The organism is Bacillus sp. AFS001701 (assembly GCF_002559405.1).
Classification (GTDB): domain Bacteria; phylum Bacillota; class Bacilli; order Bacillales; family Bacillaceae_G; genus Gottfriedia.
On sequence record NZ_NTZO01000531.1, the window covers coordinates 1 to 10900 of the forward strand.

Genomic DNA, 10900 nt, shown 5'->3' on the forward strand with positions numbered 1-10900 from the left:
GAATAAGGATGTTTGTTGGAAAGAAGCGAAAGAGCCGAGGGAGAATATATCACCTATTTGTCTTACAATATAAAAAAACAAACCATCATTTTAAAAGGTTTGTTTTTATTGGACTTATTTATTTAATTTAATTTAATTTAATTTTTGAGTGTTTGATTCGTTTAAACTAACTGTAGAGCCTTTAAATGATCTTTTTGGTAGACTCCAATTATAATGTACAGATAATAGTCTAAGCAGAACAATAACAATGAATAGGAATAAAAGTTCAAAATTTGTATCAACAAATTTATTTCCAATTAAAACGCCTACAAGTATTGCCCAAAAAGCATAAACTTCTGAATGTAATACCATTGGTTTTCTTTTTGCAAGTAGATCTCGTACGATTCCGCCACCGATTCCAGTTAAGACAGATGCTACAATAACAGCGCTAACTGGTAATTTTAATTCCATGGCATAATTTGCACCGAGAATTGCAAAAGCGGATAAACCGATTGAATCGAATAAAATATCTAATTTTTTAAATGGTTTATTTGATAATTGCGGAAAGAAAAAGATAATTGTCATCGCAACTAATGCAATTGTAAAATTTGTTGTTTGATTCCATAAATAGTTAATTGGATAACCTATTAATAGATTACGTAATGCACCGCCACCAAAGGCTGTAGCAAAGCCCAGAATATAGACACCAAATAAATCGTAGTCTTCTTCCATCGCAACTACTGCACCACTTAATGCAAAGGAAATAGTACCAATAATGCTAAATAAATCCCATGTTTCCAAAAAGCAATTCCCCCGCCCTGAATAAAAAGATGAAAAATAGTCCAGATATCATTATAATAAAGAGACAGTTAAGAGTAAAGAATATTTATTGCTTAGAATTGGTTAAAGAAAAGGTGGAATTTTGTGTCGAATGAAATGAGAGAAAAAGCCATTTTAGTTGGATGTCAGCTTCAAAATGTAGATGATGATCGTTTTAATTATTCATTGGATGAATTAGTATCACTTACGAAAACGGCAAATGGAGAAGTGGTTTTAATAACTTCACAAAAAAGAACTAAATATCATCCAGCATTATACATAGGGACAGGTAAAGTAGAAGAGTTAGAGGCAGCAATTGCAGAGTTAGAACCTGATGTTGTTATTTTTAATAATGAACTGACTCCATCTCAAATTCGTAATTTATCTGCAAGATTAGAAAAAAGAGTAATTGACCGTACACAATTAATATTAGACATATTTGCACAGCGAGCGAAAACAAAAGAAGGTAAATTACAGGTTGAATTGGCTCAATTACAATATTTGATGCCAAGATTAGTTGGTCAAGGAACAGAGTTATCAAGACTTGGTGGAGGTATTGGTACAAGAGGGCCTGGTGAAACAAAACTAGAATCTGATCGTCGTCATATTCGAAAACGTATTGATGATATTAAACAGCAATTAAACATAATCGTTGAACATCGTAAACGTTATCGTGAGCGACGTAAGAAAAATGAAATGTTTCATATTTCGTTAGTAGGTTATACAAATGCAGGAAAATCAACACTATTTAACCGACTAACTAAATCTGATGTGTATGAACAAGATTTACTGTTTGCGACATTAGATCCTACAACAAGAAAATTTGTTTTATCAAACGGTATGACAACTTTACTTACAGATACGGTAGGTTTTATTCAGGACTTACCAACTTCACTAATTGCTGCATTCCGTTCAACACTTGAGGAAGCAACGGAAGCAGATTTCATTCTTCATGTTGTCGATGCATCTCATGAAAATTATAAAAGCCATGAAGTAACAGTTTCTAAATTACTGAATGATTTAGATGTTGAAAATATTCCAATTTTAACTGTCTATAATAAAATAGATCAAGTTCATGAGGACTTTGTACCGTCACCATCTGAAGGTTTTATTGAAATGAGTGCTTTAAATGAAGATGATTTAAGTAAATTACGTCAAAGAATTGAATTTGAATGTAAGCAGTATATGGAATATTTTGAGGCATTTGTACCAGCATACGAGGGCAAATTGATCCATGAAATCAAAAAATTAACGATGATTGAATCAATCAACTTTAATGAAGAAGCAGAAATCTATCATATTACTGGTTACGTTTTCAAGGAACATTCAATTTATGATACAGTTAAAAGATATAGAATACATAAGGAGCAATAATCAATGCTAGAATTTTTATCAAACGGGGAAAAAATTGCACCATTAGTGGCAGATGTTGAAAAATTAATTTCAGAAGCCCATAAAGAAATTGACGAAGTGATTGAGTATAACCAATTCAAAGTTTTACAAAGCTTTCGAAAGCATAAAGTGAGTGATAGTCATTTTATCCCAACAACTGGTTATGGTTATGATGATGTTGGAAGAGATACATTAGAGGAAATTTTTGCTGATGTTTTAGGTGGAGAAGCTGGTTTAGTAAGACCGCAAATCATTTCTGGAACCCATGCAATTTCAACTGCTTTATTTGGCGTACTAAGACCAGGGGATGAGCTTTTATATATTACCGGGAAGCCATACGATACATTAGAAGAAATCGTAGGAATTCGTGGGGAAAGTGGAAATGGCTCATTAAAAGACTTTGGTATTGGATATGAATCAATTGAATTAGTAAATGATGAACGAATCAATTATGAAAAAGTAGCAAATAAAATGACAAGTAATACGAAAGTAATCGGTATTCAGCGTTCAAAAGGTTACGGAACAAGACCTTCATATACAATTGAACAAATTAAAGAGATGATTGATTTTGTAAAAGAGATTGATCCAAATGTCATTGTTTTTGTAGATAATTGCTATGGTGAGTTTGTTGAAAAACTAGAGCCATGCCATGTAGGAGCAGATTTAATGGCAGGTTCATTAATTAAAAATCCTGGTGGTGGACTTGCCAAAACAGGTGGTTATATTGTAGGACGTAAAGATTTAGTTGAAAAATGTGGCTATCGTTTAACATCTCCAGGTATTGGACGTGAAGCTGGTGCTTCTCTTTATGCGTTACAAGATATGTATCATGGATTTTTTATGGCGCCACATATTACTGGTCAAGCATTAAAAGGTGCATTATTTACTGCAGCCTTCTTAGAAAAGCTTGGCATGAACACAAACCCTTCATGGGATGCAGTAAGAACCGATTTAATACAATCTGTTCAATTTGATGATAAAGAAAAAATGATTGCATTTTGTCAGGCAATTCAAGCGGCTTCACCAATCAATGCTCATTTTACGCCAACAGCAAACTATATGCCTGGATACGAAGACGATGTAATTATGGCAGCGGGGACATTTATCCAAGGTGCAAGTATTGAATTAACGGCAGATGGTCCAATAAGAGCTCCATATGTTGCGTATGTTCAAGGTGGTTTAACTTATGCTCATGTGAAAATCGCAATTTGCTCTGCAGTTAATTCTTTAATTGAAAAAAATTTATTAGAAATTTAAAACAAAAAGCTCATGACCTCTAGTCATGAGCTATTTTATATATGAAAATAATTGGGGACTTACTTTCATAATGAAGAAGGTTCGATCTATATTTATATCTTACAGGTTAATTCTTAAATTAACCTTAACACTATCATTAAAATTCGATAATAATTATCTAATGTTGTATTAAGGTTAGGAGTATGCGACTATATAGAAGTGGGTAAACAGCATAGATCCAGTAATGAGCGGAGGAAAAACAATGGAAAATCTACCTAATTGTCCTAAGTGTAATTCAGCATATACATATGAAGATGGAAATCTCTTAATTTGTCCGGAATGCGGTTATGAATGGACAATGGAAACAGAACATACAAATGACGAAACAAAAGTAGTAAAAGATGCTAACGGAAATATTTTAAATGATGGGGATTCAGTTACAGTAATAAAAGATTTAAAAGTAAAGGGCACATCACTTGTCGTTAAGATTGGTACAAAAGTGAAAAGTATTCGATTAGTTGAAGGTGATCACGATATCGATTGTAAAATTGAAGGTTTTGGTGCCATGAAGTTGAAATCTGAGTTTGTTAAAAAAGCGTAGTATCGTTAGTTATAAATTCTATTAAAAGAACAAATGCATCAAGTCAAAAGGCTCGATGCATTTGTTTTATATATTACGAAAGAAAATAAAAATAATAGTTTGATATAAATTGATATTTGTTAAAATAAAAGAGATATAAAATAAACGCTTACATTCATAGATATGATTGCAATTATTTTTTAAAAAATCGCACGACTAAAAGAAGGTGTATAAATGAAAAATCGAGCGCATAATTTTTCAATGGATTATGTAAATTCAGAGGAAAAACAAAAGATGCTATATAATCGGACACTATTGATGGTTAGCATTTCGCAAATTTTTGGAGGAGCAGGATTAGCTGCCGGAGTTACAGTCGGTGCACTATTAGCTCAACAAATGCTTGGGACAGATGCTTTTACTGGTCTGCCAGCATCCCTTTTTACACTAGGTTCAGCAGGAGCGGCATTAATTGTTGGTAGGCTTTCGCAAAGATTTGGTCGACGAATTGGGCTTGCTGCGGGATTTTTTACCGGTGGACTTGGGGCAATCGGTGTAGTAATTGCGGCAATGACAAACAGTATGATCCTTTTATTCGCATCACTCTTGATTTACGGTGCAGGAACAGCAACCAATTTGCAAGCTAGATATGCAGGAACTGATTTAGCGAATAATAAACAACGTGCAAAAGCGATTAGTATAGCAATGGTTTCCACAACATTTGGTGCTGTTGCAGGTCCTAACTTAGTAGGCCCAATGGGAAAATTTGCAGTCTCCATTGGCGTGCCAGCACTTGCAGGTCCATTCATTTTATCCGCAACGGCTTTTATTTTGGCTAGCCTTTTTCTTTTCATAATGCTTAATCCAGACCCGTTGATTTTAGCAAAAATAATCGAGTCAAATAAAACACAAAAAGTGGATGTAGTTCATTCCACACAAATTGAAAGTATGAAATCAAAGAGGGGTATTACTATAGGTGCAACGACAATGGTACTGACGCAAATCGTTATGGTTGCTATTATGACAATGACACCTATTCATATGAAACATCACGGTCATGGACTAAACGAAGTAGGTATTGTGATTGCGTTCCATATTGGCTCAATGTATCTTCCTTCACTCATTACAGGTATTCTTGTAGATAAAATAGGGCGAACAGCTATGTCGATTGCATCTGGAGCCATTTTATTACTAGCAGGAGTATTAGCCGCATTAGCACCAAGTGATTCGATGATTCTCCTAGTAGTTGCTCTTTCATTACTAGGATTAGGATGGAATTTTGGACTAATCAGTGGGACTGCTCAAATCGTTGATTCAACAGATTCTACTACCCGCGCCAAGACCCAAGGAACTGTGGATGTATTTATCGCTCTAGCTGGGGCATCAGGTGGTGCATTGTCTGGAATGATTGTTGCCAATTCAAGTTATGCAACATTATCATTAGCTGGAGGAATCTTATCCCTAATCCTTATCCCAGTCGTGATTTGGTCACGTGGAGGAAAGAAAGAACGTGAACAAGGTCTTCATATGTAAAATGAAATTTATAATTTAGATAAAATAGGAGCTGATTAATCAGCTCCTATTTCACAATTTGCACGCTCATAAAGAGGTTTAATTTCGTAGTAAAATGGTATGTTTTATTGTGTTCACAAATTAAATTCCTACACAATTAATAAGAGCCAAGGGGGAAATATGAAAAAAATATTAGGTTATTTCATACTAATAATATTATTAATAAGTTTAACTAGCTGTTCCTTAAGCAAAACACACACAAATAAGGATATTTTTCATTATAAAAATTCTTATGTCGGTAATAACAGTGCTGTAGGAAGTATTATAAAACAATTACCGAATCATAATGAATTCACCAAAATGACACTCCAAACAAAAAAGAAGCCTTATGGTATAACGATTGATTATAAGAGTTTACCGGCTAATATTAAAAATATAGTAATAAATAATGCAACTTACTTATTTGCATTGATCAAAAATGTAGAATGGATTGTATTTGAGTTTGCTGATCAAAAATATACTGTGACAAGACAACAACTTGATGAATGGTATGGAAAAGATTTAAGTTCTTATACGAATGAAAAGGAATTAGAAGAACTAATCCACAGTAATTTAAAAAATAAAATCAAGGTAGGTCAGTTATTTAGGAAATAAAATCTCTAACTATTTTACGTCATTATTAAAACGATTGATAAAATTTAATATGATAATAGATTTAGATAAAGTAGTAAACGGATATAAAGGGGTAAACGAATGTCTATTTTAACAAATCAATCTGATTTTAAGATTCTAATTGAAAATGAATTAATTCCGAATGTAAGCCTCAAGAGTGAACGTCCAAATGATCCAATTGTAGTTAAGGATATTCCAGAAGGTTGGAAATGCATTGGATCAGGTAATTATGCTGCTGTTTTTATACATCATTCTGAAACAAATGTAGTTGTTAAAGTATATGGAAAAGATCTAGATGGTTTAGAAAAAGAGGTTCAAGTCTATAAACAATTAGGAGAACATCCAGCTTATTCGAAATTGATTCAATTCGGTGTAACATATCTAGTATTAAAAAGATTAGAGGGAATTACGCTATACAACGCCCTTGCAAATGGTGTTCGAATACCTGAGAGTGTGATTAAAGATGTAAATATTGCACTTAAGTATGCGATAAGTCGGGGGCTAAATCCATACGACGTTCATGGGAAAAATGTGATGATGAAAGATGGTAGGGGATACGTTGTTGATATATCTGACTTTTACAAAAAAGGAAAAGATGAAAAGTGGGAAGATTTAGTCAAAGCTTACTATAAACTATATAAAAAAACTTTGTATAAAGTACCTATTAAAATCCCGTTAAAATTCTTGGATTTTACTAGACATTCATACAGATTTTACAAAAAATTGAAGAGAAAGATTTAAATAGATTACGTGAAATGGATACTAAAAGAGATAGCGGTTTACATTTCAAGAAGACTAGCATACGGGCTAGTCTTCTTGAATTTGCAGTTATTCATTTGTTTTTTTTGTTGAGGATAATTTCGCTCTTCATTTTGTACTCTTTTTTTCACTAAGACCTAACTAAAATAGAGTCTGTTTTCATTTATTCATAGGTATATACCTATATAGAAATATCTTGGTGATCTTCATGATTTAGCAATTGTTTATGATTATAAAACTTCTCAAAAACGACTCCCATTAAATAGTAAAATACTAAGCCAAAACATAAATGAATAAGTGTAAACTTAATACCAAATGAAGCAATTTCATATATAACTATAGGTAGTTTCGCCGTTGTCCAAACTCCTAAAAAAAATACAACATAGCGAATACTTGCTCCTTTTTTCAATAAAAGTACCGCGATTGGAAACGCTAAGTATAGAGGACCAGCTGCTATACCTCCTAGTAAGAGAGCAAACAGAACACCGTAAATACCAGATTTATCTCCCATATATTTAATAAGCGTTTCTTTTTCAACCCATTTGTCGAGTAAGCCAACAAAAATTAAAACCGGTGGGAGGAGAAATAACATATTTAATATACTATTTCCAGTTAACTGAAATGCTTTCATTCCAAGTGAGTGGTTTATAAATGTTAGAACGATGAACGCTAGTAATAAAATAAAAAAGAAACGATATTTTTTTAATTGACTCATACCATCACCAACCAAATAATATATGCAAATAAAAGAGACATTAAAAGTCCACTTGCATTACGTGCATATGCAAAACTTCTTCCAAATAATTTTTGTTCCATAGGTAAAGTAATAATTCCTACTGACATTAACGTTGACATTAACACGGCTACTTGTGGGAGTCCAGCACCATTTTGGACTAATGTTTCTCCAAGAGGAAAAACGATAAAACTTGGAATTAGTCCAACAGAACCAATTATTGTAGATAGTATAATTCCTTTCACTCCAGAGTGTTCCCCAATTATTGATGAAACGACTGTAGGCGTTAATAAAGATAAGGATAGTCCTACAAATAACATAATAGTTAAAATTTCAGGAAAAATATTACAAAACATTCTCCATGACTTTAATAGTGCATCTGTTGTTTTCTTTCGATCCTTTATAAAAGAGATACAAGTAAGAATTATTGCTAAACTGTATAGGATCGATGCATTAATCATGATTCTTCTCCTTCCTTCCATTCAGTGTATTTGTTTATGAAAAATGTTAAATTTTTAATCTTTTCTTCAATGTTTATTTGAAATTCTTCTAATTTTTCTTTTCCATCTTCAGTAATTTTGTACATCTTGATCGGTTTATCTTGCTCGGATGTACCTAGATAAGACTCAACAGCACCTTCAGACTCTAATTGCTTTAAAGTTCGATATAATATGGAACTGTCAATTGGATTAATTGGTAGTTCTTCCTCACATTTCTGCAAAAGTTTCCCTCCATAACTATCCCCCTCTGTTAAAAACAATAAAAGAAATGCACCAGTATGTCGGCCTGAATGTTTCATAAATAGTAACCCCCCCTAAATTCGTATATTTCCAAATAATAATTTCATACTGTTAATAACAATATACTGTTAAAAACAGTAATATGTTCCTAACAGTAAAATAAATTTGTTAATTTATTTCAACTCTAACATTTTTAAAAATATTCTCTTTCTGAGGAGAGAGTGGATTTAAGTTTTTACAAGAGCATTTATTTAGTTGAGAAATGTTTTTTTACTAATTATAAAATGTACGGATAATTTTATAACGATAATAATATAATAAAAAACAACAGAAATTTATTGTAAAACGATAAATAATATGTTAAATTCATATTGTCATTAAATAAGTGAGGTACTTAATATGAATGTTAAAAAGGGTTCAACTACTTTCTTAAAGCTAATTATTTTTCTCGCTGGAATTGCAGTGCTTGCTTTATGTATATTTTTGGTACCAAATATAGGCAATTTTGCATCCAAATTGTATCCAAATATTGCCTCAATGAAATATCTCCTTTTCATCGTATTGTATGGAGCTGCCGTGCCTTTTTACTTTGCTCTCTATCAGGCTTTCAATCTTTTACGCTACATTGACGACAGCACAGCGTTCTCGGAATTATCTGTAAAGGCATTAAAGAACATAAAGTACTGTGGGATTGCAATCAGTAGTATATATGTTTTAGGTATGCCACTCTTCCATTTTATAGCGAAGAAAGTTGACCCTCCAATTGGATTTTTGGTACTGATCATCATATTTGCTTCGTTAGTTATCGCCGTTTTTGCTGCTATCCTCCAACAGCTTCTACAAGAAGCGATTAACATAAAATCAGAAAATGATTTAACGGTCTGAGGTGGATGGTATGGCAATAATTATTAATATTGATGTGATGTTAGCAAAACGAAAAATGAGCGTAACGGAGCTTTCAGAAAGAGTTGGAATTACGATGGCGAATCTTTCCATTCTGAAAAATGGTAAAGCAAAAGCTGTTCGTTTTTCAACATTAGAAGCGATCTGTAAAACATTGGATTGTCAGCCAGGTGATATTTTGGAGTACAAAATGGACGAAGACACTCGATAAAAACAAACAACGTTTAAAATTTAAGGGATAGCTTAATTGCTATCCCTTCTTTACGTTTATTAAAGAGATTTTCGGATATTAGTGGCAAAAAAATAACCGCTCCTCATTGAGTGGCTATTTCTTTAACGATTTCGATAAATTTTTTACCTATATTAGAAAGCTTTTTGTTTTTTGGATAGATTACCCATAAATCCTTTACAACATATTCATTATTTTCTTTGTAAGGAATAGATCTTAAGTTTCCACTTAGTATATACGGATGAAATTTAGCGCCTGACTCATGAGAATATACAAACACATTATGTTCTCTAACAGCCTCTGTAAGAATATTCATACTGTTTGTCGTTACTCTTATTTTATTTTTATTTTCTTTAATTAACTTAGAATAATAATAATCAGAATAGATTGAATAGCACGCTGTATCCATTTCTAATACATCAGCTTTTGTTACGTAGTCAAGATGATAGAGTGGGGAGTTTTTTCCTACAATAACGTGAACATGATCAGTCCGAATTAATTCATAGTTAATATTTTTTTCACTCTTTAATAACTCTAAATCTTGAGGGAAAAAGCAAAAATCATATTCAGCGTGTTTAATTGTTTCCATTATTAGTGGTGGGTCTTTTTCCTCAATTTCAATCGTAACATTCGGATGTTCTTCTTTAATTCTGTTCAATGCTCTTAGAAGTACTGATGCGAAAGTAGGAGCAGCTACTATTTTCAAATGAACTTTTTTATTATTTTTATAATCATACAACTCTTCATTTAACTTACTAATAATTTCTAAGACTTCACTAGCTCTATTTATTAAAATCCTTCCTTCTTCTGTTGGAAATGTTCCTTTCCTTGAACGGGTAAAAATACTTATTCCCATTTCATGCTCTAATTGGGAGATCGATTGACTTAATCCTGAACTTGTAATATGCAATTTTTCTGCAGCCTTAATGATTGATTTCTCGCTTGCAACTTTCACTATGTATTCCATTTGCTCGAAATTCATAAATTCTCCTCGAATAAGAGTATACACACTTAGATTTTCTTTCAATTGAATTTGTATTCATTCTAGCACGAAAAAGTAGTACAATTCAAAAAACGAATCATCTGTGTTCTCCTATAGTAGGGGAATTAAGACTACTAAACTGTTGGAACAATCCTTCCATTTAATAAGAAAAATTCCTTTTTTGATTTTATATTAGACGTTTTAAATCAAACTTTACTCAACGATTCGATACATTCTTCTATTTTTTCTTTTAAAAATTGGCTTTGAGAAAAGTCTAATAATTAACTGTCCTCCTAGAACAAGAATTGCTGTAAATATAATATTTATTGTACAACTAAAGCATTGCTTTAGTTATATAAGAATCCTT

Annotated in this window: 13 protein-coding genes; 8 read left to right on the forward strand and 5 right to left on the reverse strand. The window is 32.3% G+C overall.

The features are described 5' to 3' along the window. Positions 1-132 precede the first annotated feature (132 nt). Positions 133-780: a trimeric intracellular cation channel family protein gene (locus CN514_RS22165; RefSeq protein ID WP_286141798.1), complete on the reverse strand. Its 648-nt coding sequence runs from the start codon at positions 778-780 to the stop codon at positions 133-135. A 135-nt stretch (positions 781-915) separates the two neighbouring features. Here CN514_RS22165 and hflX point away from each other — a divergent pair, with 135 nt between their 5' ends. The 6 genes from hflX to CN514_RS22195 all read left to right on the forward strand — a co-directional run bounded on the left by hflX (position 916) and on the right by CN514_RS22195 (position 6928). Next, positions 916-2172, forward strand: a complete 1257-nt coding sequence (hflX, locus tag CN514_RS22170) for a GTPase HflX (RefSeq protein WP_098234443.1) — start codon at positions 916-918, stop codon at positions 2170-2172. 3 nt (positions 2173-2175) lie between these two features. After that, positions 2176-3447, forward strand: a complete 1272-nt coding sequence (locus CN514_RS22175) for a methionine gamma-lyase family protein (RefSeq protein WP_098234433.1) — start codon at positions 2176-2178, stop codon at positions 3445-3447. Between the two features lie 241 nt (positions 3448-3688). Next, on the forward strand, positions 3689-4027 hold the full coding sequence (locus CN514_RS22180) for a zinc ribbon domain-containing protein YjdM (RefSeq protein ID WP_097978729.1): 339 nt from the start codon (positions 3689-3691) through the stop codon (positions 4025-4027). Positions 4028-4240: 213 nt separating this feature from the next. Further along, on the forward strand, positions 4241-5536 hold the full coding sequence (locus CN514_RS22185; protein ID WP_098234434.1) for an MFS transporter: 1296 nt from the start codon (positions 4241-4243) through the stop codon (positions 5534-5536). Between the two features lie 159 nt (positions 5537-5695). Then, positions 5696-6169 carry a DUF4825 domain-containing protein gene (locus CN514_RS22190; protein ID WP_098234435.1) on the forward strand — a complete coding sequence of 158 codons (474 nt, stop codon included), beginning with the start codon at positions 5696-5698 and terminating at the stop codon, positions 6167-6169. Between the two features lie 99 nt (positions 6170-6268). Beyond that, positions 6269-6928, forward strand: coding sequence for a serine/threonine-protein kinase (locus CN514_RS22195; protein WP_098234436.1), 660 nt, complete (start codon positions 6269-6271; stop codon positions 6926-6928). A 199-nt stretch (positions 6929-7127) separates the two neighbouring features. Here the strand turns inward: CN514_RS22195 and CN514_RS22200 are convergent, their stop codons facing one another. The 3 genes from CN514_RS22200 to CN514_RS22210 are packed head-to-tail and all read right to left on the reverse strand — an operon-like array spanning position 7128 to position 8478. Next, positions 7128-7661: a permease gene (locus CN514_RS22200; protein WP_098234437.1), complete on the reverse strand. Its 534-nt coding sequence runs from the start codon at positions 7659-7661 to the stop codon at positions 7128-7130. After that, positions 7658-8140 (reverse strand): hypothetical protein, encoded by a 483-nt coding sequence (locus tag CN514_RS22205; RefSeq protein WP_098234438.1) that lies wholly within the window; start codon positions 8138-8140, stop codon positions 7658-7660. Before CN514_RS22205 ends, CN514_RS22200 begins: the two co-directional genes overlap by 4 nt. Continuing rightward, entirely contained in the window at positions 8137-8478 is a 342-nt protein-coding gene (locus CN514_RS22210; RefSeq protein WP_098234439.1) for a PadR family transcriptional regulator, read from the reverse strand. Before CN514_RS22210 ends, CN514_RS22205 begins: the two co-directional genes overlap by 4 nt. Before the next feature lie 340 nt (positions 8479-8818). On the opposite strand from CN514_RS22210, the gene CN514_RS22215 reads away from it, so the two are divergent. Continuing rightward, positions 8819-9304, forward strand: coding sequence for a DUF2975 domain-containing protein (locus tag CN514_RS22215; protein WP_098234440.1), 486 nt, complete (start codon positions 8819-8821; stop codon positions 9302-9304). A gap of 10 nt (positions 9305-9314) precedes the next feature. Then, positions 9315-9533 carry a helix-turn-helix domain-containing protein gene (locus tag CN514_RS22220; protein ID WP_098234441.1) on the forward strand — a complete coding sequence of 73 codons (219 nt, stop codon included), beginning with the start codon at positions 9315-9317 and terminating at the stop codon, positions 9531-9533. 103 nt (positions 9534-9636) lie between these two features. On the opposite strand, the gene CN514_RS22225 is transcribed toward CN514_RS22220, so the two are convergent. Further along, positions 9637-10533, reverse strand: coding sequence for a LysR family transcriptional regulator (locus CN514_RS22225; protein WP_098234442.1), 897 nt, complete (start codon positions 10531-10533; stop codon positions 9637-9639). Positions 10534-10900: the final 367 nt, after the last annotated feature.